26 protein-coding genes and 1 riboswitch are annotated in these 26,876 nt (G+C 71.8%); of the genes, 7 read left to right on the forward strand and 19 right to left on the reverse strand.

Annotated features, from left to right (window positions below):
- Positions 1-120: 120 nt before the first annotated feature.
- The gene (locus tag WFK95_RS17480) at positions 121-501 is read right to left on the reverse strand and encodes an Rv2175c family DNA-binding protein (protein ID WP_224651903.1); all 381 of its coding nucleotides are present in this window, start codon (positions 499-501) and stop codon (positions 121-123) included.
- A gap of 97 nt (positions 502-598) precedes the next feature.
- Between WFK95_RS17480 and pknB the strand changes: the two genes are divergently transcribed.
- Genes pknB through WFK95_RS17495 form a run of 3 tightly spaced genes read left to right on the forward strand, consistent with a single transcriptional unit; the run spans position 599 to position 4,767 of the window.
- On the forward strand, positions 599-2,824 hold the full coding sequence (gene pknB / locus WFK95_RS17485) for a Stk1 family PASTA domain-containing Ser/Thr kinase (RefSeq protein WP_336671375.1): 2,226 nt from the start codon (positions 599-601) through the stop codon (positions 2,822-2,824).
- A gap of 16 nt (positions 2,825-2,840) precedes the next feature.
- Complete coding sequence (locus tag WFK95_RS17490; RefSeq protein WP_336671376.1) at positions 2,841-3,617, forward strand: GTP pyrophosphokinase; 777 nt, start codon at positions 2,841-2,843, stop codon at positions 3,615-3,617.
- Between the two features lie 40 nt (positions 3,618-3,657).
- Positions 3,658-4,767, forward strand: a complete 1,110-nt coding sequence (locus WFK95_RS17495) for an ElyC/SanA/YdcF family protein (RefSeq protein WP_336671377.1) — start codon at positions 3,658-3,660, stop codon at positions 4,765-4,767.
- A 4-nt stretch (positions 4,768-4,771) separates the two neighbouring features.
- Here WFK95_RS17495 and WFK95_RS17500 read toward each other — a convergent pair whose 3' ends face one another.
- On the reverse strand, positions 4,772-6,646 hold the full coding sequence (locus WFK95_RS17500) for an acetate--CoA ligase (protein ID WP_336671378.1): 1,875 nt from the start codon (positions 6,644-6,646) through the stop codon (positions 4,772-4,774).
- Between the two features lie 160 nt (positions 6,647-6,806).
- Here WFK95_RS17500 and WFK95_RS17505 point away from each other — a divergent pair, with 160 nt between their 5' ends.
- Positions 6,807-7,763, forward strand: coding sequence for a hypothetical protein (locus WFK95_RS17505; protein ID WP_336671379.1), 957 nt, complete (start codon positions 6,807-6,809; stop codon positions 7,761-7,763).
- Here the strand turns inward: WFK95_RS17505 and WFK95_RS17510 are convergent, their stop codons facing one another.
- From WFK95_RS17510 to WFK95_RS17545, 8 genes are all read right to left on the reverse strand, one after another.
- Positions 7,764-9,161 (reverse strand): class II 3-deoxy-7-phosphoheptulonate synthase, encoded by a 1,398-nt coding sequence (locus WFK95_RS17510; protein WP_336671560.1) that lies wholly within the window; start codon positions 9,159-9,161, stop codon positions 7,764-7,766. It lies immediately after the preceding gene.
- Positions 9,162-9,188: 27 nt separating this feature from the next.
- Entirely contained in the window at positions 9,189-9,665 is a 477-nt protein-coding gene (locus tag WFK95_RS17515; protein WP_259144395.1) for a polyadenylate-specific 3'-exoribonuclease AS, read from the reverse strand.
- 11 nt (positions 9,666-9,676) lie between these two features.
- Entirely contained in the window at positions 9,677-10,387 is a 711-nt protein-coding gene (locus WFK95_RS17520) for a lysophospholipid acyltransferase family protein (RefSeq protein ID WP_336671380.1), read from the reverse strand.
- A gap of 74 nt (positions 10,388-10,461) precedes the next feature.
- Positions 10,462-11,412, reverse strand: coding sequence for an ROK family protein (locus tag WFK95_RS17525; protein WP_336671381.1), 951 nt, complete (start codon positions 11,410-11,412; stop codon positions 10,462-10,464).
- The gene (locus tag WFK95_RS17530; protein WP_336671382.1) at positions 11,409-11,852 is read right to left on the reverse strand and encodes a hypothetical protein; all 444 of its coding nucleotides are present in this window, start codon (positions 11,850-11,852) and stop codon (positions 11,409-11,411) included. The genes WFK95_RS17525 and WFK95_RS17530 overlap by 4 nt, the downstream gene beginning before the upstream one ends.
- Positions 11,845-13,071, reverse strand: a complete 1,227-nt coding sequence (locus tag WFK95_RS17535; RefSeq protein WP_336671383.1) for an ArsA family ATPase — start codon at positions 13,069-13,071, stop codon at positions 11,845-11,847. Before WFK95_RS17535 ends, WFK95_RS17530 begins: the two co-directional genes overlap by 8 nt.
- The gene (locus tag WFK95_RS17540; RefSeq protein ID WP_336671384.1) at positions 13,071-13,535 is read right to left on the reverse strand and encodes an SRPBCC family protein; all 465 of its coding nucleotides are present in this window, start codon (positions 13,533-13,535) and stop codon (positions 13,071-13,073) included. Before WFK95_RS17540 ends, WFK95_RS17535 begins: the two co-directional genes overlap by 1 nt.
- Positions 13,528-13,920: a hypothetical protein gene (locus tag WFK95_RS17545; protein ID WP_336671385.1), complete on the reverse strand. Its 393-nt coding sequence runs from the start codon at positions 13,918-13,920 to the stop codon at positions 13,528-13,530. The genes WFK95_RS17540 and WFK95_RS17545 overlap by 8 nt, the downstream gene beginning before the upstream one ends.
- Positions 13,921-14,042: 122 nt before the next feature.
- Between WFK95_RS17545 and WFK95_RS17550 the strand changes: the two genes are divergently transcribed.
- Complete coding sequence (locus WFK95_RS17550) at positions 14,043-15,845, forward strand: AMP-dependent synthetase/ligase (RefSeq protein ID WP_336671386.1); 1,803 nt, start codon at positions 14,043-14,045, stop codon at positions 15,843-15,845.
- Positions 15,846-16,006: 161 nt separating this feature from the next.
- Here WFK95_RS17550 and WFK95_RS17555 read toward each other — a convergent pair whose 3' ends face one another.
- The 5 genes from WFK95_RS17555 to WFK95_RS17575 form a co-directional block, all read right to left on the reverse strand.
- Positions 16,007-17,137 carry a glycosyltransferase family 4 protein gene (locus WFK95_RS17555; RefSeq protein ID WP_336671387.1) on the reverse strand — a complete coding sequence of 377 codons (1,131 nt, stop codon included), beginning with the start codon at positions 17,135-17,137 and terminating at the stop codon, positions 16,007-16,009.
- Positions 17,138-17,172: 35 nt separating this feature from the next.
- Complete coding sequence (locus tag WFK95_RS17560; protein ID WP_336671388.1) at positions 17,173-18,891, reverse strand: acyl-CoA dehydrogenase family protein; 1,719 nt, start codon at positions 18,889-18,891, stop codon at positions 17,173-17,175.
- Between the two features lie 42 nt (positions 18,892-18,933).
- Positions 18,934-19,947, reverse strand: a complete 1,014-nt coding sequence (locus tag WFK95_RS17565; protein WP_336671389.1) for an NlpC/P60 family protein — start codon at positions 19,945-19,947, stop codon at positions 18,934-18,936.
- A 90-nt stretch (positions 19,948-20,037) separates the two neighbouring features.
- Positions 20,038-20,715, reverse strand: coding sequence for a C40 family peptidase (locus tag WFK95_RS17570; protein ID WP_336671390.1), 678 nt, complete (start codon positions 20,713-20,715; stop codon positions 20,038-20,040).
- Positions 20,716-20,729: 14 nt separating this feature from the next.
- A riboswitch (cyclic di-AMP (ydaO/yuaA leader) is annotated at positions 20,730-20,882 on the reverse strand.
- Between the two features lie 121 nt (positions 20,883-21,003).
- Positions 21,004-21,240 carry a hypothetical protein gene (locus WFK95_RS17575; RefSeq protein ID WP_336671391.1) on the reverse strand — a complete coding sequence of 79 codons (237 nt, stop codon included), beginning with the start codon at positions 21,238-21,240 and terminating at the stop codon, positions 21,004-21,006.
- 119 nt (positions 21,241-21,359) lie between these two features.
- Here WFK95_RS17575 and WFK95_RS17580 point away from each other — a divergent pair, with 119 nt between their 5' ends.
- Both WFK95_RS17580 and WFK95_RS17585 read left to right on the forward strand, forming a co-directional pair.
- Positions 21,360-23,186: a DEDD exonuclease domain-containing protein gene (locus WFK95_RS17580; RefSeq protein WP_336671392.1), complete on the forward strand. Its 1,827-nt coding sequence runs from the start codon at positions 21,360-21,362 to the stop codon at positions 23,184-23,186.
- A gap of 27 nt (positions 23,187-23,213) precedes the next feature.
- On the forward strand, positions 23,214-23,489 hold the full coding sequence (locus WFK95_RS17585) for an Lrp/AsnC family transcriptional regulator (protein ID WP_068521033.1): 276 nt from the start codon (positions 23,214-23,216) through the stop codon (positions 23,487-23,489).
- 3 nt (positions 23,490-23,492) lie between these two features.
- On the opposite strand, the gene WFK95_RS17590 is transcribed toward WFK95_RS17585, so the two are convergent.
- From WFK95_RS17590 to trpD, 4 genes are all read right to left on the reverse strand, one after another.
- Complete coding sequence (locus WFK95_RS17590; protein WP_336671393.1) at positions 23,493-24,407, reverse strand: hypothetical protein; 915 nt, start codon at positions 24,405-24,407, stop codon at positions 23,493-23,495.
- Positions 24,408-24,430: 23 nt separating this feature from the next.
- Positions 24,431-25,282: an HpcH/HpaI aldolase/citrate lyase family protein gene (locus tag WFK95_RS17595; RefSeq protein ID WP_068521038.1), complete on the reverse strand. Its 852-nt coding sequence runs from the start codon at positions 25,280-25,282 to the stop codon at positions 24,431-24,433.
- A gap of 69 nt (positions 25,283-25,351) precedes the next feature.
- Positions 25,352-25,819 carry an aminoacyl-tRNA deacylase gene (locus tag WFK95_RS17600; protein WP_336671394.1) on the reverse strand — a complete coding sequence of 156 codons (468 nt, stop codon included), beginning with the start codon at positions 25,817-25,819 and terminating at the stop codon, positions 25,352-25,354.
- Entirely contained in the window at positions 25,816-26,862 is a 1,047-nt protein-coding gene (gene trpD / locus WFK95_RS17605) for an anthranilate phosphoribosyltransferase (protein WP_336671395.1), read from the reverse strand. The genes WFK95_RS17600 and trpD overlap by 4 nt, the downstream gene beginning before the upstream one ends.
- Positions 26,863-26,876: the final 14 nt, after the last annotated feature.

Here is a 26,876-nt window from a genome sequence, read left to right on the forward strand (position 1 = left end):
CTGAACTGCACATATCCGGGTATGCAACATCCGCATACCCTGCAAGGACGAGCACACTCGACGTCGTTCCTCGGGAGCGCGGAGATCCGCCGCGCCCGCGCCGGCCGGATCCGGGCGTCGCTAGAACGCCATCGACTGCGCGCGACGGATCATCTCGCGCGCGGAGTCCGTGTGCAGCAGCTCGGCGGGGCAGTCGTTCAGGTCGTCCTGCGGCTCGAACAGCCAGCGCAGGATCTCCTCCTCCTCGAAGCCGCCGTCGCGCAGCACGCTGAGCAGACCGGTGAAGTGCTTGGCGATGGAGAAGCGCCCGTCGACCTCGCCGAAGAACAGCCGAGGGACGTGGAAGTCGCCGCCGCGCCGGACGGCGATCAGCTGCCCGTCCCGCAGCAGCTGCAGAACCTTCGACTGCGACACGCCGAGACCCTTCGCAACCGTGGCGAGGTTGTAGGTCGCGGTGCCCTCGGGCAGCAGATCGTCGCTGAGATAGGGGACGGAGCTCACCGTCACACTGTACCCAGCCCGCGGATTCGGCCCATCCACCCCCGGGGTCGCTAGGCTGAACTGTCGATACCGCACGCACCGAGAGGACCCCGAGAAGGTGAACACCCCGCGCGACCCGCTGATCGGTGCCCGCATCGAGGGCCGCTACCGCATCGATGCGGTGATCGCGCGTGGCGGCATGTCCACCGTCTACATGGGCCTCGACCTGCGGCTCGACCGGCCCATCGCGATCAAGGTGATGGACCCGAAATACGCGGCCGACGCCCAGTTCGTCTCGCGCTTCGAGTTCGAGGCGCGCGCCGTCGCCAAGCTCAAGGACCCCGGCCTCGTCGCCGTCTACGACCAGGGCGTCGACGGTGAGCTGGCCTTCCTCGTGATGGAGCTGGTCACCGGCGGCACCCTGCGCGAGCTGCTCGGCGAGCGCGGACCGATGCCGCCGCACGCGGTGGCGGCCGTCATGGGCCCCGTGCTCACCGCGCTGGGCACCGCGCACCGCGCCGGCCTGGTGCACCGCGACGTGAAGCCCGAGAACGTCCTCATCTCCGACGGCGGCGAGGTCAAGGTCGCCGATTTCGGCCTCGTCCGCGCCATCGCGGCCGCGTCCGTGACCAGCTCGTCGGTGATCCTCGGCACAGCGGCCTACCTCTCGCCGGAGCAGGTGGAGTCCGGCAACGCCGATGCCCGCTCCGACGTGTACTCCAGCGGCATCCTCGTGTACGAGTTGCTCACCGGCCAGGTGCCCTTCACCGGCGACACCGCGATCTCGCTGGCCTACCAGCGCCTGCACAACGACGTGCCGCGGCCCGGGGCCGCGATCGCCGGGGTGCCGCCGGAGTTCGACGAGTTCGTCGCCCGCGCGACCGACCGTGATCCGGCGCGCCGCTACGTCGACGGTTTCGCCATGGCCGAGGCGCTCAGCGCGATCGCCGAGGACCTCGATCTGCCGCCGTTCACCGTGCCCGCGCCGCAGTCCAGCGCCGAGCAGCGCGCCGCCGCCGCGATGTACGCGCAGCGCGGCGAGCCCCTGATCCCTGCTGCGGCCGAGCCCACCGGTGCGCTCATCGCCGGCCAGCCGGTGCCCGGTTCCGGACAGCCCGGTCCCGCGCGGCCCGGCCAGGCGACGCAGGGCGCCCCGCCCGTGGTGCCGGCGCCCACCCTCTCCCAGCCCGCCGTACCGCCGACCCCGGTGCAGCACACCCGCGCCGAGACCATGCACGAGCCGCTGCCGTCCGAGACCGCGTCGCAGCCCTGGACGCCGCCGCGGAAGAACCGCGCGAAGTCGTGGATCATCGTCGCGCTCATCGCCGTCGTCTCGCTGCTGCTCGCGTTCGGGGGTTGGTGGCTGGCGTCCGGGCAGTACACGACGGTGCCCAACGTGACCGGCATGGACCGCGCGGCGGCGGAGAAGTCGATCAAGGACGCCGGCCTCGACGTCGAGCTGGCGGGCACCTACAGCAACGACATCACCGAGGACACGATCACCCGCGTCGACCCGTCCGCGGGCAGCCGGATCAGCCGCTTCGGCACCGTCACCATCGAGTACTCGCGGGGCAGGCCGACCGTCCCCCAGTTCCGCCCCGGCGACAGCCCGGAGAACGTCGAGAAGCAACTGCGCGACAGCGGCCTCGTGCCCAAGCGCGGCCCCGCGCAGTTCAGCCGTGACATCGCGCACGGCGGCGTCATCGGCCTCTCGCCAACGCCCGGCACCCGCGTCGCCGTCGGTGCGACGGTGACCGTCGTCGCCTCCGCCGGCAACCAGCCCGTCGACATCCCCGACGTGCGCGGTAAGACCCCCGAGGAGGCGACGGCGCTGCTGCGCGCGGCGGGGCTCACGGTCAAGGAGACCCAGCAGCAGTTCGACTCCGGGACCGAGGCCGGGAAGGTCTTCGGCACGGACCCGTCGGGGCAGGTGAACAAGGGCGGCAGCGTTACGCTCCTCGTCTCCAACGCGCTGACGGTGCCCGACGTGATCGGCAAGACGTCCACCGAGGCGCAGCAGCTGCTGCAGCGCGCGGGCCTGGTCGCCGAGCTCACGGGCGAGACCGGCTCGGGCTCCGTCGTAACCTCGACGAGCCCGTCCGCGGGCGGCCGCGTCGACCCGGCGAACAAGCGCGTCACCGTCACCATGGCCTCCCGCGTGACGGTCCCCTCGGTGACCGGGATGAACGTGGGCCAGGCGCGCTCCGTCCTGCGCGACGCCGGCTTGCAGGTCAAGGTCAACGGCATCTTCGCCTCGGACAAGTCGCAGGTCATCTGGCAGGACCCGGGCGGGGGCACGCGCGTCCAGGCCGGTTCGACGGTGACCGTCACGGCCCTGCCGTGACGCCCGGGAACCGTCGATGAGCAGCCCCGCGCCGTTCGATCCCGGCTTCGTGCCCGACGCCGCGACGCTGGCGCAGGCGCGCCGCATGCGCGACGAGCTGACCCGCTTCCTCATGGAGTACCAGTTCGCCGTGAAGGAGGTGCTCACCAAGGTGACGATCCTCCGCGAGGAGTTCCTGCAGCTGCACCGGTACAACCCGATCGAGCACGTCACCTCGCGGATCAAGAAGCCCGAGAGCATCGTCAAGAAGGTCTCGCGCCGCGGCATCGCGCCCGAGCTGCCGCTGATCCGCGAGGCGATCACCGACATCGCGGGGATCCGGATCACGTGCAGCTTCATCGCCGACACCTACCGGATCCTCGAGACCATCACCGCGCAGGACGACGTGCGCGTCGTCGTGGTCAAGGACTACATCGCGGAGCCGAAGGCCAACGGCTACAAGAGCCTCCACGCGATCATCGAGATCCCCGTCTTCCTCTCCACCGGCCCCGTGCACGTGCCGGTGGAGCTGCAGATCCGCACCATCGCCATGGACTTCTGGGCCAGCCTGGAGCACAAGATCTTCTACAAGTACGACGGTGCCGTCCCCGCCCATCTGCAGGACGAGCTTTCCGCGGCCGCGGCCATCGCCGAGCAGCTGGACCGGCGCATGGAGCAGCTGCACTCCCAAGTGCACGGCGAGCACGACGCCGCCGTCGCGGCCGACCGCGACGCCGCGGAGACCGAACTCGCGGGCGACGAGCTGCTCGGCCGCCTGCTCAAGCTCGCCCAGCAGGCGCCGGCGAAGGACTGATCCCCGGCGCGGCCCCGGCCCGCCGGATAGCGTGGGCGCCATGAACCGGACCTCCGTCCTCACCCGCGCGGTCGCCCTCGCCGCAGTCGGCGCAGTCACCCTCGCCGGCTGCACCTCGACCTCCTCCGACGGTGCGCCGACGTCCTCCGCGGCGTCCTCGTCCGCCGCGGCGCGCGGCGTCGCGAGCCAGGTGGCGGCGCTGCTCGCGGAGGCGAAGGACGCCTTCGACAATCCCACCCGCACGTCCACCGCGGGCAACACCGACAAGACCGTCGACAACATGGCGGTCGTCGAGCAGAAGCTGCTCGAGGCCTCCGCGCTCGCGCCCTACCGCGCCGACCTCCTCTTCAGCGCCGCCTCGGCGCGGATCGCGCAGAAGAACGTCCCCGGTGCCCTGGAGCTGTACCGCAAGGTCCTGGCCTTCGCGCCGGACGACGACGACGCGCACACCTACCTCGCGGTATGGAACCGCTTCCTCGGCGACGCCGCGGGCTCGGCCGCCGAGGTCGAGCAACTGCGCCGGGTCGCGCCCGACCGGGTTCCCGAGGTCGAGGCGCTGTTCGCCGCGATCGAGTGGGCCGTCGCGTACACCCTGACCGACTCGTCGCCACGGATCGCGCCGCCGACCACCGGCATCGTCGTGCTCGGCTACGCGCTGAAGAAGGACGGCACGATGGACGCGCCGCTGATCCAGCGCCTGGAGAAGGCCCTGGAGGTCGCGCGGGCCCTTCCCGCGGCGCCGATCGTGGTCACCGGCGGCGTGGAACAGGCCGGCAAGACCGAGGGCGCGCTGATGAAGGACTGGCTCGTCGAGCGCGGCGTCGACGCCGCGCGGATCACGGACGAGAACTTCGCCCGCACCACCGTCGAGAACGCGCTGTACAGCTCGTACGCGCTCGCGACGAAGAGGGTCGAGCACGCGATCGTGGTGAGCTCGGCGAGCCACGTGCGGCGCGGCACCGTCGACCTGATCCTGGCGGCGCGCGAGAACCTGCCCGCGACGTTCACGGTGAGTTCCGTGGCGGCCGTGGACAAGCCGCTCGCCGACCTGGCGACGCCGTCGGTGGACGAACTGCGCAGCATCTACCGCGACGCGCTGAGCACGATCGGCCTGTGGAGCTACCGCAGCGCGCCGCTGCTGCAGCGCTGAGGCCTCACCCGCGGAGTACGCCCCGCAGGTCGTCGAGGACCGCCGGGTTCTCGATGGTCGACGGGACCGCCTCGTCGCGACCCTCGGCGATGGCGCGCATGCTGCGGCGGAGGATCTTGCCCGACCGCGTCTTCGGCAGCGCCGCGACGATCGCGACCTCCTTGAGCGCGGCGACGGCACCGATCGTCTCGCGCACCTGCTGCACGATCTCGGCGCGCACCGCGTCGTGGTCCCAGTCGCCGCCGGCCTTGAGCGCCACCAGCGCCCGCGGCAGCTGCCCCTTGAGCTGGTCCGCCACGCCGATCACCGCGCACTCCGCGACCGCCGGGTGCCCGGCGATCGCCGCCTCCAGCGCGCCGGTCGAGAGGCGGTGGCCCGCCACGTTGATCACGTCGTCCGTGCGGCCCATGACGAAGAGGTAGCCGTCCTCGTCGAGGTAGCCGCCGTCGCCGGTGAGGTAGTTGCCGGGGAACGTCGAGAGGTACGAGTCGATGTACCGCTGGTCGGCGCCCCACAGCGTCGGCAGCGTGCCGGGCGGCAGTGGCAGCGAGATCACCACGGCGCCTTCGGCGCCCGCGGGCACGTCCTGCCCGGCGTCGTCGACGATCCGCACCCCGAACCCTGGCACCGGGACGGTGGCGCTGCCCGGCTTGACCGGCATGGGCTCCACGCCGCGCAGGTTGGCCGCGATCGGCCAGCCGGTCTCGGTCTGCCACCAGTGGTCGATCACCGGCACGCCCAGCTTCGCCGCCGCCCACTCGTACGTGTCCGGGTCGAGCCGCTCCCCCGCCATGAACAGCGTCCGCAGGCCGGAGACGTCGGAGCGCGTGAGGAACTCGGCGTCCGGGTCCTCCTTGCGGATGGCGCGCAGCGCGGTCGGCGCGGTGAACAGGTTGCTCACGCCGTGCCGCTCGATCACCCGCCAGAAGGCGCCCGCGTCGGGGGTGCCGACGGGCTTGCCCTCGTAGACGACGGTTGTCGCCCCGATCAGCAGCGGCGCGTACACGATGTAGCTGTGGCCCACGACCCAGCCCACGTCCGACGCCGTCCACCACACCTCGCCCGGGTGCGCGTCGTAGATCGCCCGCATCGAATAGGCCAGCGCCACCGCGTGTCCGCCGTTGTCGCGCACGACGCCCTTGGGCTTACCGGTGGTGCCGGAGGTGTAGAGGATGTACAGCGGATCGGTGGCCTTCACCGCGACCGGGTCGGCGGGCTGCGCCGCCGCCTCCGCCACGGCCCAATCGTGGTCGCGCGGGCCCAGTTCCGCCGTCAGCTGCGGGCGCTGCCACACCACCACGGCGTCCGGCTTCGCCGTCGCCGCGTCGATGGCCGCGTGCACGATCGGCAGGTACGGCAGCACCTTGGAGCCCTCGAGCCCGCACGACGCGGTGACGATCGCCTTCGGCTGTGCATCGTCCAGGCGCGCCGCCAGTTCCGGCGCCGCGAAGCCGCCGAAGACCACCGAGTGCACCGCCCCGATCCGCGCGCAGGCGAGCATCGCGATCACCGCCTCGGTGATCATCGGCAGGTACACCACCACCCGGTCGCCCTTGCCCACGCCGAGGCCGGCGAGCACGCCCGCGAACTTCGCGACCCGCTCCAGCAACTCCGCGTAGGTGAGCGTGTGCACCTCGCCCGTGATCGCGGAGTCGTGGATCACCGCGGGCTGATCGCCGCGCCCGGCGGCGACGTGCCGGTCCACCGCGTTCACGCAGGTGTTCAGCTCCGCGTCCGGGAACCACCGGTACAGCGGCGCGTCCGCGTCGTCGAGGACCCGCGACGGCGGGACGATCCAGTCGATCGCGGCGGCCTGCTCGGCCCAGAACCCCTCGGGATCGGACATACTGCGGCGGTACTCGTCGGCGTAGGCACCCATGTACGCATGGTCCCAGGACCCGGGCCGCACGGTCAGGCGATTCCCCCGATTGTGGCCCGCGTCCTCTCGTCCGCGCCTCCGGAACCCGAGCGCCGGCACACCGCCCTTGCTAGCCTCGACGCAGCAGTGGTTCCGGGTGCACCTGGGAATGGATGATGCTATGACACAGAACGATTCCCCTTCGCCCCGGCGGTGCGCGGCGGACGTCATGCCCGCCGAGGACCTCCGCGCCATCGAGCGGTCCGACTCGGTCCGCTCGCTCCTGACCATCCGGTTCCACGGCGGCCTGGTGGGGGTCCTCCTGCCGGTGGCGCTGATCGCGGTCGACTTCCTGGCCCTCGGCGAAGGCTGCCTGCGCGTGCGCGACTCGCTGAGCGCGTACTACCACTCCGGCGCGCGCGACGTCTTCGTCATCGGGCTCGGCATCGTCGGCTTCCTGCTGTTCTCGTACAAGCTCGACCGGCGATCGGTGGCGAACGCGGCGAGCACCGTGGCCGGCGTCGCGGCCGTGCTCGTGGCGGTCTTCCCGACGAAGCTGCCCGACCCGATCCCCGTCGGCGAATGCGGCGCGGGATCGGCACTCCCCCTGCCCACGCCCCTCCAACAGCGGCTGCCCTTCGACACGTCGGTCGTGCACTTGAGCGCCGCAGCCGTGGTGTTCGGCATGTTCGTCCTCATGTGCGTGCTGACGGCGCTGCACGACCGCCGGAACCCGTTCCTGCGGCCGGCGGTCGCGCCGGCCGGGAGCGGGCGGCTCACACGCCTCCTCGCGCAGGTGTCGAACCGTCTCGGCTGGCGGTTCCACCTCGGGTGCGCGCTGACCATCGTCGTGATCGGCGGCCTGTGCCTGCTCGCCTCGAGGACGCACACGACGCTACCCCTGCACTTCGGCCCGCTGTGGGTGGCCGAGGTCGTCGGCATCCTCGCGTTCTCGGCGTCGTGGTTCGTCAAGGGCCTCGACGACATGTTCTTCCGCCGCGAGCCGTGGTCGCGGCGGGAGATGTCCGACATCCGGATGGCCGTCGCGCGCGGCGAGTCCCTCACCGTGGCGCCCGGCGACGGCGACGGGCCCCCGGCGGGCGAGTCCGCGGTCCGGGAGCTCCGCTACCTCGTGTGATCAGCCGCGGAGCATCTCCGCGACCAGGAACGCCAACTCCAGCGACTGCTGGGTGTTCAGGCGCGGGTCGCAGGCGGTCTCGTAGCGGCCGGCGAGATCCGCATCGGAGATGTCCTGCGCTCCGCCGAGGCACTCGGTGACGTTCTCGCCCGTGAGCTCGACGTGGACGCCGCCCGGGTGCGAGCCGATCGCGCGGTGCACCTCGAAGAAGCCCTGCACCTCGTCGACGATGCGGTCGAAGTGGCGGGTCTTGTAGCCCGTCGAGGACTCGTGGGTGTTGCCGTGCATCGGATCGCACTGCCAGATCACCTTGTGGCCCGTCGCCTCGACGGCCTCGACGATCGGCGGCAGCGCGGTGCGCACGTTGCCGTTGCCCATGCGGGAGATCAGGGTGAGCCGGCCCGGCTTGTTGTGCGGGTCGAGCTTCTTCACGTACTCCACCGCCAGCTCGGGCGTGGTCGTCGGGCCGATCTTCACGCCGATCGGGTTCTGGATCAGCTCCATCAGGGCGATGTGGGCACCGTCGAGCTGGCGGGTACGCTCCCCGACCCAGAGGAAGTGCGCCGACAGGTTGTAGAGCACCTGCTGGGCCTCGGGATCCTCCGGGTCGTCGGCCAGGCGCAGCAGGCCGCGCTCGTAGTCGAGCACCAGCGCCTCGTGGCTGGAGAAGATGGTGGCGGACTTGAGGTTCCGATCCTCCACGCCGCAGGCGGCCATGAACCGCAGGCCGCCGTCGATCTCGGCGGCGAGCGCCTCGTACCGGGCGCCGGCGGGCGAGTTCGCGACGAACTCGCGGTTCCACTCGTGCACCTTGTGCAGGTCGGCCATGCCGGATCCGGTGACGGCGCGCACCAGGTTCATCGCCGCGCTCGCGTTGGCGTAGGCGCGGATCAGGCGCGACGGGTCGTGCTTGCGCACGGCCTCCTCCGGCGGGAAGCCGTTGACCATGTCGCCGCGGTAGCTGGTCAGGCCCAGGGCGTCGGTGTCCGAGGAGCGCGGCTTGGCGTACTGGCCGGCGATGCGCGCGACCTTGACCACCGGCATGGACGCGCCGTAAGTCAGCGCGACGGCCATCTGCAGCAGGGTGCGGATGTTCGCGGCGATGTGCGGCTCGGTGTTGTCGACGAAGGTCTCGGCGCAGTCGCCGCCCTGCAGCAGGAAGGCGCGGCCCAGCGCGACCTCGGCCAGCTGGTCCTGCAGCGACTGGATCTCCGGCGGCACGGTGATCGGCGGCACCGACTCCAGCACCGTGCGCATCGCGTCCGCCTGCTCCCGCGGCCAGCTCGGCTGTTGCAGCGCCGGCTTGGCCAGCGCGTCGTCGAGGCGCTCGCGCAGGTCACCCGGGAGAGCGGGGAGCTTGGGGAGGGTATCGATGGGGACGTCGACGGTCCAGTTCACTGCCACGTGAGCAAGATTACGCCGGGTCTATCCGCCCGTGATCGCCCGGTACTTGGCGAGGTTGTGCCGGGCGTCGGCCAGGGCGTCGTGGGCGTCCGACGGTGCGGCGGGCAGGTGCGGCCGGCCTTGCTCGTCCCACAGCTGCTTGAGCTCGCGGGTGAACCGCGGCATGGACCGGGGCAGCGCCGTCATCGGCCCCCAGAGCTGGCACAGCGCGACGTGATCGTAGGCGGCGACCCAGGCCCACAGCTCGATGTCGCCGGGGCCGGCGGTGAGGAAGTCGAGCACACCGTCGCGGATCGCGGCGCGCGACTGCCACGACTTGCTCGCGGGCGGCGGCAGCTTGGGCAGTACGTTGGCGCGCACCCACGGCCCGGCGCGCTCCGGGTCGAACTCGGTGGAGACCGCGTAGAACTCGCGCCCGTCCTCGCCGACGATGCCGATCGAGACCAGGTCTATGACCCTGCCGTCCTCAATGAATTCCAGGTCATAGAAGTAGCGCATGGGCAGTCAGGCTACGCGGCGCCGGCCTCGCGCTCCTCGCCCGGGACGACGACGCCGTCCTTCACGTCCTGCGCGTAGACGTCCACGTACGGCTGGCCGGAGAGCTTCATCAGCTCGTACATCACCTCGTCGGTGATGGCGCGCTCGATGAACCGGTTGCCGGACATGCCCTCGAACCGGGAGAAGTCCAGCGGCTTACCGATGCGGATCTGCACCTTCGTGGGATGCGGCAGCGTGGAGCCGGGCGGATTGAACTTCTCGGTGTCGACCATCGCCACGGGGATGATCGGGGCGCCGGTCTCCAGCGCCATCCGTGCCATGCCCGTCTTGCCCTTGTACAGCCGGCCGTCGGGGCTGCGCGTGCCCTCCGGGTACAGCCCGAGGAGCTGGCCGTCCTGGAGCGCGCCGACACCGGCGTTGAGCGCGTCCTGCGCCGCGCTCGCGCTGCCGCGCTTGATCGGGATGCAGCCGACGGAGGAGAAGAACCACTTCTTGAAGGCGCCCTTGAGGCCCTTGCCGGTGAAGTACTCGCTCTTCGCGAGGAACTTGATGGGCCGGGGCACCATGAGCGGCAGGAAGAACGAGTCCATCACCGCGAGGTGATTGCTCGCGAGGATCGCGGCGCCGTCCTTCGGCAGGTTCTCGACGCCGACCACGCGCGGGCGCCCCAGCAGGCGCAGTACCGGTCCGATCAGGACCCACTTGAAGACCATCCACCACATGTGACCAGCTCCTGATCCCCGACCCGACGTGCTGCGTCTCACTCTACCGAGGCCGCGCGGACGGCGCCGCGCGATCAGCCGCGGACAGCGTCCCGCGCGAGCGCGGCGGCGCCGAGCATGCCGGCGCGTTCGCCCAGCTCCGTCGCCCGGATGCGGGCCTTGCGGCGGTACCTGCCGCCGGTGAGCTGCTGCGCGTAGTGGTCCCGGGCGTCGTCGAGGAACAGCCGCGACGAGGCGCCCACGCCGCCGGAGAGCACGATGAGATCCGGGTCGAAGACGTCGCTGACCATCGCCAGGCCCACGCCGAGCCAGCGGGCCAGCTCCCCGACCGCCTCCTGCGCGACGGGGTCGCCGGCCTCCGCGGCGGCGGCGACCTTGCGCCCCGTCAGCGATCCCGGGTCGTCGGCGAGCTCCCGCGCGAGCAGCACACCCCGCGAGCCCTGCCCGCCCATCAGGTCGATCGCGGTCTCCACGAGGGCGGTTCCGCTGCAGTAGCGCTCCCAGCACCCCCGCTTGCCGCACTCGCACGGCCGACCGTCGGGCACCACCTGCAGGTGGCCGAGTTCCGGCGCGACCCCGTAGGCCCCGCGGTAGAGCTCGCCGTCGATGAGCAGGCCCGCGCCGATGCCTGTGCCGAGCGCGACGACGCACGTGACGCGCGACTGCCGGGCCGGACCGTGGACGAACTCGGCCCACGCCGCGGAGTTCGCGTCGTGCTCCATGACCACCGGCAGGCCGATCCGTTCGGTCATCTCGGCGGGCACCGCCGCGTCGCGCCACGGCAGGTGCGGGGCGAACGCCACCGTCCGGCGCGTGGGGTCCAGGAAGCCGGCGACGGCGAGGCCCACGGCCTTCACGTCGTGCTCCACGCACAGCTCCTGGACCACGCGGTCCAGGCAGCGTTCCAGGGCGCGGGCGCTGCGCGGGGTCTCCGCCCGCGCCGTGTCGACGACGGTGCCGTCGTCCGTCACGACGCCCGCGCGGACCGAGGTGCCGCCGATGTCGATGCCGATCGTCAGCGTCATGCGGGAGGGTCCTCCTCGGAGGAGTTGAGCCGGACGTCGATGCGCTCGTACCCGCTCGCCTGCGACGAGGGAGCGGGGGCCTCGGCGGTGGGCGCCTCGGGGTCGACGGGGGCCTCGCCCCCGATGGTGGCGAAGTAGTCGGCGGCCACGGCCGCCGCGGCGATCCGCGCGCTGCCCAGCAGTTCCTCGGCGAGCCGCAGCAGGTCGGCGAGCACCTCGTCCGCGAACTGGCCGAAGGACTTCGAGGCCTCAGCTGCGAAGGGCTCGATGTGCCGGCCCACGGCACCGCCGAGCGCGCACAGCCGGCACGCGCCGGGCTCGCCGTCCGGGTGCGCGGAGTGCTCGGCGAGGGCCGCGGCGATCCACGGCCGGGCGGTCTCGAACAGCCGCGCCGCGGAGGCGAGGAACTCCTCGGAGGGATCGGGGGTCGGATCAGCCACGGGGCCACACCTCCGGATCGGGGACGAAGGTCACGCGCAACTCCCCTTCCTCGTACGTGGCGCCCGCAACGACGCAGCGGCGCAACACAGACGGTAGCCGGATCCGGCGCCGCACACCCTGGGCTTCGACGACGACGTCCTCCTCGACCCGGCCCAGCCCGATCGTCGCGGGGTCGACCAGCGGCAGCGCGACGGCCCACTCGTACCGCGCGTCGAGTCCCGCGCCGCCCAGCGAGCGCACCTCCGGCACGGGCACGACCGCGGGCGCGGCGTCGAGGATCGCGTCCGCGTCCCACTCCACCGCGGCGGTGGCGGCCGGCGTCAGGACGGGCTCGAGCGCCTCGGCGGCCTCGACGACGGGGCGGTCGAGCACCGTCGCCACCTCCGCGAGGGCCTCCCGCGCGTCGTCCTGCGCGGCCACCCGGGACCGGACCAGTCGCACCGCCGGGTGCGGCAGGTCCAGCGCGAACCGGTCGTCGACCGTGATCAGCCGGTTGAGCACGAGCGCCACCGGGCGCAGCCCGAGTACCTCCAGCGCGGCCAGTTCCTCCCGGGCGCGGGCCGGGCGGCCGGGATCGCCGGTCACGACGTGCACCAGCTCGAGCGCCGATCGGTCGGCGACGAACGCCGCCAGCTGGTCGGCGAGGCCCGCAAGCGGCTCGGCGAGCAGCAGCGCGGCGAGCGCGCCCGCGGCGGGGCCGGAGGTGGGTCCGGAGAGCCGGACGTGCCGCGGCCACACCCGCTCCAGATAGGCGGCCAGCGACGACGGGGCGGTGAGCAGCGAGACGAGGCCGTCGAAGGCCGGTCCGTCGACGACGACGGTGCGGTACGCGCCGGACTCCACGTGCCCACGGATCGCCCGGAGCACGAGGACGTGCTCGGCGTCGGCGAGGCCCGTCAGCTCGGGCGGCTCGAGCGCGAACGGGTCGAACCCGGACGAGCCCGCGTCGGCACCGTCGGCGAGCCCGCGACCGGCGCGGACGGTGGCGGACAGGCCCGCCCACCACTGCGCGAGCAGTTCGACGGGATTGAGATGGACGTGGTCGAACGGCCCCGTCCCGTCCGCCAGGAGCGGATCGACGACCCGCCCGACGGTGACGAGCAGGGTGCGTCCGTGGCCGGCGGCGCGGGTGGCCAGTGCCGTCGCGAGAACCGTCCGGCCCGCTCCCCCGGCCCCGGACACCAGCAGCAGGCGGGGCGCGGTGCCCTCCCCGGACATCAGGATTGCGCCGCCGACTCGCCCTCGACGTGGCGCTTGAGCTCCTTGAGGGCGGTGTCGGTGATCGCCTTCTCCGCCTTGCGGCGGAGCATCCCGAGCATCGGGATCTGCAGCGTCACCTCGAGGGTGTACGTCACGGTGGTGCCGGCACCGTCGGCGGTCGGGGTCAGGTCGTACCGGCCGTGCTGGGTGCTCTGCAGCGTGCTCGCCGCAAGGTCCCACTCGACGGACCGGCCGCCGGGCGCCCACCGGTACTCGAGCTCGTAGGTGTCACGGAGGAAGCCCTCCTCGAGCACGAACCGCACGCGGCGGGGCTGCCCGTCCTGGGTGGTCTCGAGGACGGTGACCTCGCGCGCCGCGGAGACCCACTCGGGGTAGCGGTCGAAGGCGGAGATCGCGGCCATGATCCGCTCGGGCGGCGCCGCGATGACGATGGATTCGCGGGTGCGCTCCGCGTCAGACACGCTCCACCTCCCCGACGGCGGGGCCGCCGAGGACGCGGCCGTTCTCGGCGGTGAACTTCACGTCGAACATGACGTCGTGCCCGCGGACCCGGCGCTCGCGCACGTCGGCGACGATCTGCTCGGGGGTCATGGGCGCCTTCGGCTCGGCGTGCAGGAAGTAGTGCAGCAGGCTCCCGTCGAGGTGCGGCTCGATCCAGAACTCCGAGGTCCCGGAGACGGGACCGTCGACCTTCCAGCGGATCCCGAGATCGCCCCGGTCCTCGGTGACGGTCATACGCAGGTCGGGGAACCAGCCGCGCCACCGCTGCGCGCCCGCCATCGCGGCGGCCACGGCACTCGGGTGGGCAGCGACGAACGCGACGTCGGCCACTTGGATGGTGCTCACCTCCTAAGCTTCACACATCCGGCCGCGGGGCGGACGGTGCCGGGTCGGTTCGGGCCCGGAACGCGCCCCGAGCAGCGGTGTAAGGTTCACCACAACACCACCGTTTGCGACCCGGAGGATTCGTGCGCGAGATCAGCGTTCCCGCCAACTACACCATCGACCCCTCGGCCTCCACGGTCGACGTCGTCTTCGATGTGGCCCGCACGGACCCGGACAGCGTCCGGATCAAGCGCCTGGTCGCGGGTACCTGGGAGCCGGTGACCTCGAAGCAGTACGAGCAGGAGATCCTCGGTGTCGCCAAGGGCCTCGTCGCGCAGGGCGTGAAGCCGGGCGACCGCGTCGCGCTGGTCTCGTCCACCCGGTACGAGTGGCCGCTCATCGACTTCGCGATCTGGGCCGTCGGCGCAGTGACCGTGCCCGTCTACGAGACCAGCTCGACGGGCCAGATCGACTGGATCCTCGAGGATTCCGACGCGGTCCTCATGATCATCGAGGGCGCCAAGCAGGCCGCCGAGGTGGCCGAATTGAAGGGCCTGCACAACGTGCAGCGCGTCCTGCAGATCGACCCCGCCGACGGCGACCCGGGCGCCGTCGCGACGCTCACCGCCGAGGGCGCGGAGATCACCGAGGACCAGGTCCACGCCGGCCGCGCCGACGTCAAGGCCGAGGACCTCGCGACGCTGATCTACACCTCCGGCACCACCGGCCGGCCCAAGGGCTGCGAGCTGACCCACTCCAACCTGATGAGCGAGGCCGAGGCGATCCTCAGCTCGCCGTTCGGCGACGCGATCCGCGGCGGCTCCAACGTGATGTTCCTGCCGCTCGCCCACGTGCTGGCGCGCGCCGTCAACATCGCCTGCTTCAAGGGCGGCGCGCTGGTCGGCCACTTCAACGACACCAAGAACCTGGTGCCGCAGTTCTCCATCTTCCAGCCCACGCTGATCCTCTCGGTCCCGCGCGTCTTCGAGAAGGTCTACGCCTCGGCGCAGCAGAGCGCCGTGGACGGCGGCAAGGGCAAGATCTTCGACGCGGCCGTACAGACCGCGATCGAGTACAGCCAGGCGCAGGACACCGGCGGCGCCGGCCTGATCCTCAAGGCGAAGCACACCCTCTTCGACAAGCTGGTCTACGGCAAGCTCAAGGCCGCGCTCGGCGGGAACTGCAAGGTCGCGATCTCGGGCGGCGCTCCCCTGGGCGCGCGGCTCGGCCACTTCTTCCGCGGCGTGGGCGTCACCGTCATGGAGGGCTACGGCCTCACCGAGACCACCGCGGCCATCACCGTGAACGTCGCGGGCGCGCAGAAGATCGGCACCGTCGGGCGGCCGCTGGCCGGGCAGGCCGCGAAGATCGCCGAGGACGGCGAGATCCTGCTCAAGGGCTCCGTGGTCTTCCGAGGCTACTGGCACAACGAGGAGGCCACCAAGGCCTCGATCGAGGACGGCTGGTTCCACACCGGCGACTTGGGTTCGATCGACGACGACGGCTACCTGTCGATCACCGGCCGCAAGAAGGAGCTGATCGTGACCGCGGGCGGCAAGAACGTCTCCCCCGCCGGCCTCGAGGACGCGCTGCGCAGCAACCCGCTGATCTCGCAGGCCATGGTCGTGGGCGACGCGCAGCCGTACATCGCGGCGCTGGTCACCATCGACCCGGAGGCCTTCCCGCAGTGGAAGGCCGCGAACGGCAAGCCGGGGTCGGCGACCGTCACGGACCTGCGCAACGATCCCGACCTGGTGGCCGAGATCAACAAGGCCGTCGCGGCCGCCAACGAGACCGTCTCCAAGGCCGAGGCCATCAAGAAGGTCCGCATCCTGCCCGAGGACTTCTCCGAGGAGACCGGCGAGATGACGCCGACCATGAAGGTCAAGCGGAACGTCGTCTCGCAGAAGTACGCCGACGACATCGCCGAGCTGTACGCGAAGTAGTCCCTCGAACAACGAGCCGCCGCACCGGATCCCGGTGCGGCGGTTCTGTTCTCCGGGACGACGGTGCGACCGCGCAGCTTCGGTGCACGTCGGCGGCGACGCGCCGGTCCGCGGCCGCAGGATCCCACCGAAGATCGCTCGGCGGTCAGTTCAGAGGTGGATCAGTACGGGTTCAGCAGGGTCTGGAGGCGGTGGCCGAGGCGGCGCCAGTCGAAGTGCTCGGCCACCAACTCGCGCCCGCGGGCGCCCATCTTCGCGGCCCGATCGGGATCGGCGAGGAGGCCCGCGACCGCGTCGGCGATCGCCTCGACGTCGCGGCCGGGCACGACGTGGCCCGACTCTCCCTCCCACACGGTCTCGGGCGCGCCGCCGGAATCGCCCGCCACCACGGGCTTCCCCGCCGCGGAGGCCTCGAGGAAGACGATGCCGAGCCCCTCCACGTCGAGGCCGGCGCCGCGGGTGCGGCACGGCATGGCGAAGACGTCGCCCACGTTGTGATGCGCGGCGAGCTCGTCGAACGGGACCGTCCCAGTGAAGATGACCTGCTCCTCGACGCCGGTCTCCCGCGCGAGCGTGTGCAGCGTGTCCGCGTAGGGCCCGCCGCCCACGATCAGCAGCTTGGCGCCGGGCACCTGCGTCCGGATGCGCGGCAGGGCGCGGATCAGCATGTCCTGTCCCTTGCGCGGCACGAGCCGCGAGAGGCACAGCACGACGGGCTCGTCCTCGCCGAGGCCGTAGCGGGCGCGCAGGGCCGAGCGGGCGGCATCGTCGGGCCGGAAGACGTCGCTGTCGACGCCGGGCGGGAGGTGCTCCAGCGCGGCGCGCGGGCCGAACGCGGCGGCGAACCGGCCGCGTGTGTACTTGCTGACGTACGTCGTCACGTCCGTGGTGTCGCCGATCCGGCGCAGGCAGGCGCGCGACGGCGGCAGCATCGACCAACCCACCTCGTGGCCGTGGGTGGAGGCGACGGTGCGCAGCGCGCCGGCGTCCTTGAGCGGGGCGCCCAGGAGCGCGAGCGGGGCCGCGGCGCCGAACCAGACGGTCTCGATGTCGCGGGAGCGCACCAGGTCCCGGGCGCGGGAGAACGCGTCGGGAGTCGGGATCATCAGGGTCGTCGGGTGGCGGACCACCTCGAAGGGCTGTGCGGCGTCGTATTCCTCGCTGCCGCGCCAGCGCGAGGCGTACACCACGAGCTCGTCGGCGGGCAGTTGCCGGACGAAGGCCTGGAGGTAGGTCTGGATGCCTCCGGGGCGGGGCGGGAAGTCGTTGGTGACCAGCAGCGTGCGCGGCATGGGTCAACCGTACTGGGCGCCCCCTCCCCGACCGCTCAGGGGCGCATCTCGTAAGCGCCGTCGTACGCCGCGACCTGGTCCCACACCCGATCGAAGGTCGCCTGGTCCGCGACGGGCCGGCGCACCGCGTCCAGCGCCCACTGCTGCTGGGCCGCAGTGGCTCCGGGCTTGCCGTACAGGCCGATGGCGTACGCCGAGAAGTCGCGGATCTGCACGTCGAAGATGCGGCTGAGCAGGCTGCGGTCGAGCCCGATGAGGGCGGCCTGCTCCAGGATCAGCTGGCCGTAGACCACGAGCGAGAAGAGATGCCCGACGTTGAGGACGAAGTCGAGGTCCTCGGCCTGCGCCTTGTCGGGCGCCGCGGTCAGCAGGAGCTCGCGCAGCGCCTTCGCCTGCTCGTAGAAGATCGCGACGTTGGGCTCGTCCGCCGCGGCCTCGTAGGCGGTCGTCCAGTCCGCGAACGGCACCTTGCTCGCGCCGCCCAGCGGCCCCTGGGCGAAGAAGAAGGCGTCGTCGGCGGCGTCGAGGCGGGTGCCGACCTCGGGGTACTCGGCCGGGTTGAGGAGGTAGTTGGGCATGTACTTGAGGATCTGCGCCACGTTCACGTGCACGGTGCCCTCGAGCCGCGGCATCCACCCGATGTACCGGTTGGCCTGGTGGAAGTACGTCGTCTTCTCGTAGCCCTTCGCCGCGATGACGTCGAGCAGCAGGGTCACGACCTTCTCCCCCTCGGAGGTGACCTTCGACTTCGTCATCGGGTTGAAAAGCAGGTACCGCCGGTCCTCCCGGCTGGCGCTGCGGAAGTAGTCGACAGAGCGGTCGCTGAACAGCTTCATCGCGGCGAGCCGGGCGTAGGCGTCGACGAAGTTGGCGCGCACGTGGCTGAAGTCGGTGACGGGGTGGCCGTACAGGATTCGATTGTTGGCGTGGGTGATCGCCTCGTACAAGGCGTGCTCCCCGATGCCGATCGCGCCGTGGCACAGGTTGAACTTGCCGACGTTGACGGTGTTCAGCGCGGCGGCGAAGGCGTCGGGGCCGGTGTGCAGGACGTCCTCAGCAGCCACCGGGTAGTCGTGCAGGGCGAACGTCGAGACGAACATCTGCGAGTGCACGACGTTGTCGATCAGCTCGTAGGCCGGATGGCCGCTGTCCGCGGCGAAGAAGACGTAGCCCTCCGGCCCTTCCACGTCCGCGCGCCGGCCGAACACCGAGACCATGCCGGCGACGTTGCCGTTGCCGATGTAGTACTTGGTGCCGGAGGCGGTGAAACCGCCGTCGCCCGTCGGGGTGAGGATCATGTCGGTGTCGTACACGTCGGCGCCGTGCGCCCGCTCGGAGAGCCCGAAGGCCATGACGCCGCCGTCGGCCAACTGGCGCGCGGCCTTCCGCTTGGCCTCCTCGTTGGCGCTCATCCAGATCGGCCCCAGGCCGAGGATGGTGACCTGCTCGGCGTACCAGTACGAGAGGCCGTAAAAGCCGAGGATCTCACTGAGCGCAGCGTTGCGGGCCCCGTCCCACCGGCGGTTCGGATCCCCGTCCGCGTAGGCCGCGGGCGTGAGGAACGTGGCGAACAGCTTCTCGCGCTTCTCGAACTCCAGGAAGTCCGCCACCCAGTCGGCATCGAGATCCGCCTGCAGGAGCCGTCGTTTGCCGTACGACTCGAAGAAGTCGACGGTGGCCCGCAGCAGTCGCCGGGTCTCCTCGTCGAAGTGCGCGTAGTCGGCGGTTTGCGGATTCAACAGGAAAGCGGCCATGGCTCACTGTAGCGCCGTGGATGCCCTCCGGACCGCGGTTGACTAGTAGCGGACCGCCGAGTTGTACGGGCCGGCGGCGTCGATCGGCACGACCTGCACCGGGACGCCGAAGGTGGAGGCGTGCACGACCTTTCCGTCGCCGACGTACATGCCGACGTGGGTGGCCGCGGAGTAGTACACGATGATGTCGCCCGGCTGCAGCTCGCCGCGGGAGACGGGGCGCCCGCCGTTGAGCTGGGCCTGCGAGGTGCGCGGCAGGGACTTGCCGGACTGCTGGTAGGCCCAGACCATGAGCCCCGAGCAGTCGAACTGGCCCGGGCCGGTGCCGCCCCAGGCGTACGGGCTGCCGACGCGGGTGAGCGCGGCCCGGACGGCGGCGAGCTCCGCGGTGCTCCCCGGCGGCACCTTGCTGGGGTCGAACGGGGTGGGCGGGCCGATGAGCGTCTGGCGCTGAGCGCCCGTGAGCCGGTCGTAGATCGCCTTGATCCGCGCGATCTCCTGCGCCAGGCGCGACTTCTTCTGCCGGAGATCCGCGGCCTTGCGCTCGGCCTCCGTGCGGGTGTCCTCGGCCGACTTGGCGGCCTCGGCGGCGCGGGTGGCCGCGGAATCGGCCGCGGCCTTCGACTTCTTGTAGGCGTCGACGGTGGCGACGACGTCGCGGTTGACGAAGTCGAGCGTCGACATCTGGTCGAGCATCTGCTGCGGCGAGTCGCTGACGAGCAGCGCGTAGGTGCGGTTGGTGCGCGAGCCCTTGTAGTTGGCGACGACGACCGCGTCGATCTGGGGCTGCAGGGCGGCCTTCCGCGCCTGCACCGCGGCGACCTCGCGCTTGGCGGCCACGAGCGTGGCGTCGGCGGCGCGCTTGGCGGCGGTGGCCTTCTCGGCGTCCTCCTGTGCGGCCTTCGCTGCCTCGTTGGTGCCCGAGGCCTGCTCGGAGAGCGCCTCGTACTGCTTGAGCGCGGCGTCGGCGGTGTCGGGATCCGCGGTCGCGCTACCGGTGACGGTCAGGCCGGCCACGAGGGCGACCACGGCGGACGCAGCGGATCCGCGCAGCACGAGCGAACGGGACGAGGAGGTCGATGACACGGCCGAGCGGGTCCTTCCAAGCTGGAGCACGATTGCGAACGCAATCACTGCCAGGTTACGTCAGTAACGACGGGCGGAGTAGACCGACATCTCGTTGAGCGGGCTCACCTTGACCGGGATGCCGTAATTCACCGAGTGCACGACCTTGCCGTTGCCGATGTAGAGCGCGGCGTGGCTGCCGCCGTTGTAGATCACGATATCGCCGGCCTGCAGGTCCGAGATCGGGATCGAGCGACCGCCGCCGAGCTGGCCGTAGCTGTCGCGCGGGACGGTGATGCCGGCCTGCTTCATGGACCAGTAGACGAGTCCCGAGCAGTCGAACGAGTTGGGGCCGGCGGAGCCGTAGGAGTAGGGCAGGCCGGTGCGCGACAGCGCGGCCTGGACGACCTTGGCCTTCGCGCCGCCGGGCTGCGCTCCGGCGACGGTGGTGACGCCCGGCTTCGGGGCGATCGCGACCCCGCTCACGACGTTGGGGCGCGCGGTGGTGTTGCGGGAGGTGACGGTCTGCGCGGGCTTCGCGGCGGGCTTGGCCTTCCCTGCGGCGACCGCGGGCTTCACGCCGGGCGCGGGGGCGGGCTTCGCCTTCGGCGCGACCGGTGCCGGCGCCGCGGGGGCGGGCGCTGCGAACGCGGCCGTGGGCACCGCGAGCGTGCCGAGGGTCACGGCGCCCGCTGCGAGGGCACCGCGGGCGACGGTGGCACCGCGGCTGGGCTGCGGCTGAAGTCGGTGTTTCGCCACGAAGCGATTCTCCTAAGTTTCTTCCCGACCGCCGACCGAGTTAGCTGACGGGTTCGGGCGAGGAAGATGCCCTACCCCGGAGGCTCTACGAACCTCCGGCGATTCACCCCGGATAACGCGTGTGGGTCCCCGGCGAGGCCTCGCGGCCTCTTAGGCGGTGACCTCGGGAGACGGGGCGATTTTCGCTCCGGGCTCCTCCGCAAGGTCTCAGAAAGATTACGAAACGGAAACGCGCCTGTCTAGCCGGACGCGCCGGGGGAGCCTCCCCAGACACCCCCGAGACCTCCCCTAGCCGGCCTGTTTCGCCTGGTCAGGAACCACCCTGAGGCGCGGCAACATTCCCTCGTTCGCGAAGGCCGCGATTGCGTCACTCAGACCCGGTTCCGTGACCGAAGCACCCCCGACGCCGGAACCCGGCACGGGCGGCGTGGCCACGACCACCGGTCCGAGGAGGAAGCCCACGGCGCAGTCGCCGCAGGCTCGCGGCTTCGCGGGGCAGGTGGAGCAGTCGACGTGCAGCGTCATGGCGCGTCCCTTCGTTGACGGGGTCTCGATGCCGGCGACGCTAGGCGCGGCGACTGACAAGTTTCGAGTGCGCGTTCGGGCGGCGAAAACCTGTCGGTGGGGTGTTCTACCGTCACGCCATGCAGCTCAGCCTGGACGATTGCGAGACGGGCACCGTCGACCCGCCCCTGCGTGAGGTGACCTTCGTGGTGGTCGACCTGGAGACCACGGGCGGCTCCCCCAAGGGCGGGGACGCGATCACCGAGATCGGCGCGGTCAAGGTGCGCGGCGGTGAGGTCCTGGGCGAGTTCGCGACGCTGGTCGATCCCGGTTGCGGCATCTCCCCGCACATCACCCACCTCACCGGCATCACCACCGCGATGGTCACGGGCGCCCCGCGGATCGAGTCAGTGCTCCCTTCCTTCCTCGAGTTCGCGCACGGCGCCGTCCTGGTCGCGCACAACGCCCGCTTCGACCTCGGCTTCCTCAAGGCGGCCGCGGCCGCTACCGGCACCCCATGGCCGAAGCCCGCGTCGCTGTGCACGGTGCAGCTCGCGCGCCGGGTGCTCACGCGGGACGAGGCACCGTCGGTCAAGCTCAGCGAGCTCGCGCGCCTGTTCCGCACCGAGACCACGCCCAACCACCGCGCGCTCGACGACGCACGGGCCACGGTCGAGGTGCTGCACGGGCTGATCGGCCGCGTGGGCAACCTGGGCATCCACACCCTCGGGGAGCTCCGCGGGCACCTCCCGTCCGTCACGCCGCAGCAGCGCGCGAAGCGCCACCTCGCCGATCCGCTGCCGGAGCGGCCCGGCGTGTACCTGTTCCGCGGTCCGGGGAACGAGGTGCTCTACGTGGGCACGTCGGGGAACCTGCACCGCCGGGTGCGCAGCTACTTCACCGCCGGCGAGACGCGGGGCCGGATCAAGGAGATGGTGGGCCTCGCGGAACGGGTGGACCACGTGGAGTGTGCGCACGCGCTGGAGGCGGCCGCGCGGGAGCTGCGCCTCATCGCCGCGCACACTCCCCCGTACAACCGCCGGTCGAAGTACCCGAAGCGCGGCTGGTGGATCTGTCTGACCGCCGAGCCCTTCCCCCGGCTCGCGGTGAAGCGCTCCGCGCCGCAGGGCACCCCGTGCATCGGGCCCGTGCGCTCCCGCACCGACGCGGCCGATCTCGCGGAACTGCTCGCCGAGGCGTGCGGCCTCCGCACGTGCACCACCCGGCTGCGCGCCGGGGCGGCCCACACCTGCGCGCTGGGACCCGACGGTGCCCGCCCGCTCGGCGGCTGCCAGGCGTCGGCCGTAGCGCCGGAGCCCGCGGCCCTGTACCGGCCGCGGGCCGACCGGGCGGCCGCCGCGCTCACCGGGCACTCGTCGGAGGTCTTCGAGGCGCTGGAGGCGCGTCTGGCCGCGCTCGCGGAGCGGGAGTTCTTCGAGTCCGCCGCCCGGCTGCGCGACCGCGCCGCGCACCTGGTGGACGCGGTCGCCCGCTCACACGCGCTGGTCGCCTTCGCGGACGTGCCCGAGCTCTCGATCGCCCATCCCGACGGGGCCGGCGGTTGGGAGCTGTCGATCGTGCGCCACGGCCGCCTCGCCGCCGCCGGCGTCGCCCCGCGCGGGGTGCCGCCGATGCCCGTCTTCGACCGGCTGCGCGCGGGCGCCGAGTCGGTCTACGAGGCGTTCGGCGACCTCGCCGCGCCGGACGTGCCCGACACCCTCTTCCCCGCCGACACCCTGCACGGCGCGAGTCCCGAGGAGGCGGCGCTCCTGCGCCGTTGGGCGCTGCGGCCGGGGACGCGCATCGTGGACGTGCAGGGCACGTGGGGCGAGCCGCTGGCCGGCGCGGGTCGCTGGCTCGAGTGGGCCGGGCGCGCCTCCGAGGCGGGCCGCGACGCCCGTGCGGCGGCGGCGCATCCGCGCGGGACCGCCAGGCAATACAGTGAGGAGGCCACGCACGCCGCGTGAACGCCAGATCGACCGGAAGGCCCCGCAGTGATCACCGCGATCGTCCTCATCAACGCCGACGTGCACCGCATCCCCGAGACCGCGCAGGCCGTCGCGAACATCGAGGGCGTCACCGAGGTGTACTCGTGCGCCGGCGACATCGACCTCATCGCGAAGGTCCGCGTGCGCGAGCACGACCAGATCGCCGAGGTGGTCACGGAGAAGATCAACCGCATCGACGGCGTCGCGAGCACCTCCACCCACATCGCCTTCCGCGAGTACGCCTCGGCCGACGTCGACGCGGGCTTCGACATCGGGAACTGAGCCTCAGCCGCCGTTGATGATCTCCAGCAGCTCCGGCGGCGGCGTCACGTTCAGGGCGTCATCGGCGATGCTGCTGATCTGCGTCACCGTGCCGTCGCGCCAGTAGTACACGTTCGGCGACACCGGGCCCACCCCGTCGGAGTAGCCGTTGGCGGCGAACACCGGCAACAGCATGAGGCCGCCGAGCGCGGCCTCCGCGTTCGAGCAGGCCGCGAACGCCAGCTGGTTGCGGAAGGGCACAGCGAACAGCACGCCACTGCTCATGTCGATGCCCGGCACCCACCGCGGGAGCAGTTCAGCCAGGAGCAATGCGCCACTGGCCGTGTACACGGAATCGCTGAGAGCGCACAGGAATCGGTGCCCGTCGTGCTCCACGGTCTCGACCCGGATCTCCGCCGTCTCGGTGAGCTCGCGCCACAGGTTGCGCCGCGCGCGGTCGTACCACGGCCCGAGCGGCGCCATCTCCCGCACGGAGCCGTCGCTGAGGATGCTGACCCGGTCCGGGTAGTCGATGGCGAGCACCTCGGCCACGCCGGACTGCCATTCGAGGGCGTAGTCGAAGCTCATCCGACCGTCCGTCGCGGTCACGTCCCACAGCCGCGCGATGATCCGTTCGCGCATCTGCGCCTCGTCCGGCCCCTCGTCCGCCGGTCGGAGCATCGTGCTGAAGTGCTCGCGGACGACTCCGTCCCACTCGGCGGGCCCCACACCGCGGACCTTGCGCATGAGATTGTCGAGCCCGAACGTGCGACCATCCGCGGTCAGCACGTGATCGCCGCGGACCTCCGCCTCGAACCCGTTCTCCGCCAGCACGGTCCGCGTGAGCGACCGCAATCGGTCAGCATCCCGGATCGTCATCAGGTAGAGGTGCGGATCCGGCTGGTCCTCGACCGACTTCTTCCTCCCGAACAGCCCCATGCCCCCGAGAGTAGGCCTCGCGCTCAGTAGCCGCTGTGGCTGACCTCCGCCGCCTCGACCTCGATGCCGAAGTCGACGGCCTGCTGCACGATCTTCTGAGCGCGTGCCAGGCGCGGGAGGTCGGAGCCGTCGGTGATCTTGCCGCCCGACTTCTCGAAGGCGTCGATGAAGCCGTGCGCCCACGCCACCTCGGACTCGCTCGGGCTGAGGCCGCTGTTGATGACGCCGGCGTGCTCCGGCGTGAGGCACAGCTTCCCGGACATGCCCATCTCCTTCGCCAGGGCGGTCCCGGTGGGCAGGTGCGCGATGTTCAGGGTCGGCCCGTCGATGGGCGCGGGCAGGCGGGCCGCTCGCGACGCGATGACCAGCTGCGAGCGTGCGTAGGCCAGGGCGATCGGATCCTCGCCGACCGCGGTGTCCCGCTTGAAATCGCCCGTGCCGAAGGCGATCCGGAAGGTCGACGGCGCAGAGGCGATCCGCGCGACGTTCTGCATCCCGCGGGCGGTCTCGACGAGCGCGAGGATCGGCGTGCCGTCGGGGAGACGGTCCGCGGTGTCGTCGAGGTGGCTCGACCCCTCGGACTTCGCGAGCATCACGCCCTCGAGTCCTGCGCACTGCTTGAGCGCGGCGCAGTCGGCGCTCCAGTACTCGCTCGCCGCGTCGTTGATGCGCACCCACGCGCGGTGGCCGGTCGACAGCCACTCGACGGTGTCCGCCCGCGCCTGCTCCTTGTCCTTCGCGGCGACGGCGTCCTCGAGGTCGATGATCACGGCGTCGGCCTCGCTGGCCTGCGCGACCGCGAAGGACTCGGGATGGGAGGCCGGGACGAGCAGCCAGGAACGGGCGATCTGCGGGGAGACGGTGCGCTTACTCACGCCGTCAAGATTAGGCGCGTGGAACGCTGAATTCCGCGGAATGGAATTTTGTGCGTTGTGTTCGCGCGTCTAGTCGGAGATGTCCGCGACGGTCGCGCCGTACGCCGCGATCAGCGCGTCCGCGTCGACGATCGCGCTGTGTCCGTGCGCGCCGGCGCCGAGCGCCACCGTCGCGCCGGCGATCCGCTCGTCGACGTACACCGGCCAGTCGCCGCGCGCCCCGACGGGCGTGATCGTGCCGCGCTCGTACCCCGTGGCCTCGAGCGCCTCGTCGGCCGGCGGCATCGCGAGCCGGTTCACGCCGACCACTGCGCGAAGCTTGGGCCAGGCGATCGACCGATCGCCGGGGACCAGCGCGAACAGGTAGGCCCCCTCGCCACGGCGCACGACGAGCGACTTCACCAGCTGCGACGGCGGCAGGTCCATCAACGCGGCCGCCTCCTCCAGGCTGCGCGCGGCGGGACGCTCGCGGACGGTCACCGTCAGGCCCCGGGCTGCGGCGTCCGCGCGCATCCGGTCCAGTCCCGACTCGCTCACGCGCCCGCGATCTCCTGCGACAGCGCGACCCAGCGGTCGAGCAGCGCGGCGGCAGCACCCGAGTCGACGGCCTCGGCGACCCGCGGCAGGTGCGCCGCGATCGAGTCCTGCACGGACTCCCCCGCGGTCAGCCCCTCGTACGCGGCGACGGCGCCCGCCGAATTGAGCAGCACCGCGTCACGGACCGGGCCGGTCTCGCCGGCGAGGAAACTCCGGGCGATCGCGGCGTTGACGGACGCGTCGCCGCCCCGCAGGTCCTCCATCGCGACCCGGGCCAGCCCGAGCTCGCGGGGGTCGACGGATTCGACGCCCACCCCGTCCTCCTGCACGCGCCAGACGGTGGAGGTCGAGGTGGTGGTCAGCTCGTCGAGGCCGTCGTCGCCGCGGACGACGATCACGTGGTCCTGGCCGCCGCGGTCGGCGAAGGCCTGGGCCACGACGGGCGCCAGATCGGCGAAGGCGCAGCCGATGAGGCCGGCGGAGGGGCGGCCAGGGTTGGTCAGCGGGCCGAGCACGTTGAAGACGGTCGGGATGCCGATCTCCTTGCGGGTCGCGCCGGCGAAGCGCAGGCCCGAGTGGAAGACGGAGGCGAGGCAGAAACCGATGCCCAGCTCGGTCGTGGTGCGCGCGACACCGTCGGCGTTCAGCCCGATCGCGACGCCCAGCGCCTCGAGGCAGTCCGCGCCGCCCGACTTCGACGACGCTGCCCGGTTGCCGTGCTTGAGCACGGGCACGCCCGCGGCCGCCACGACGATCGAGCTCATGGTGGAGATGTTCACCGAGTGCGAGCGGTCGCCGCCGGTGCCGACGATGTCGACGGCGCGGGCGTCGAAGGGCACCGGGGTGGTGAGAGAGAGCATCACGTCGGCCAGCGCCCGCACCTCGACGGGCGACGGTCCCTTCATCTTCATGGCGACGCCGAACGCGGAGATCTGCGACGGGGTCGCCCCGTCGCTCATGATCTCGGACATCGCCCACCGCGCCTGCTCCGCGCTGAGGTCGCGCTGGGAGGTGAGCTCGGTGAGAACCGTCGGCCAATCCATGGCCGCAACTGTAA

It is taken from the genome of Tsukamurella sp. USMM236 (assembly GCF_037148755.1).
Taxonomy (GTDB): domain Bacteria; phylum Actinomycetota; class Actinomycetes; order Mycobacteriales; family Mycobacteriaceae; genus Tsukamurella.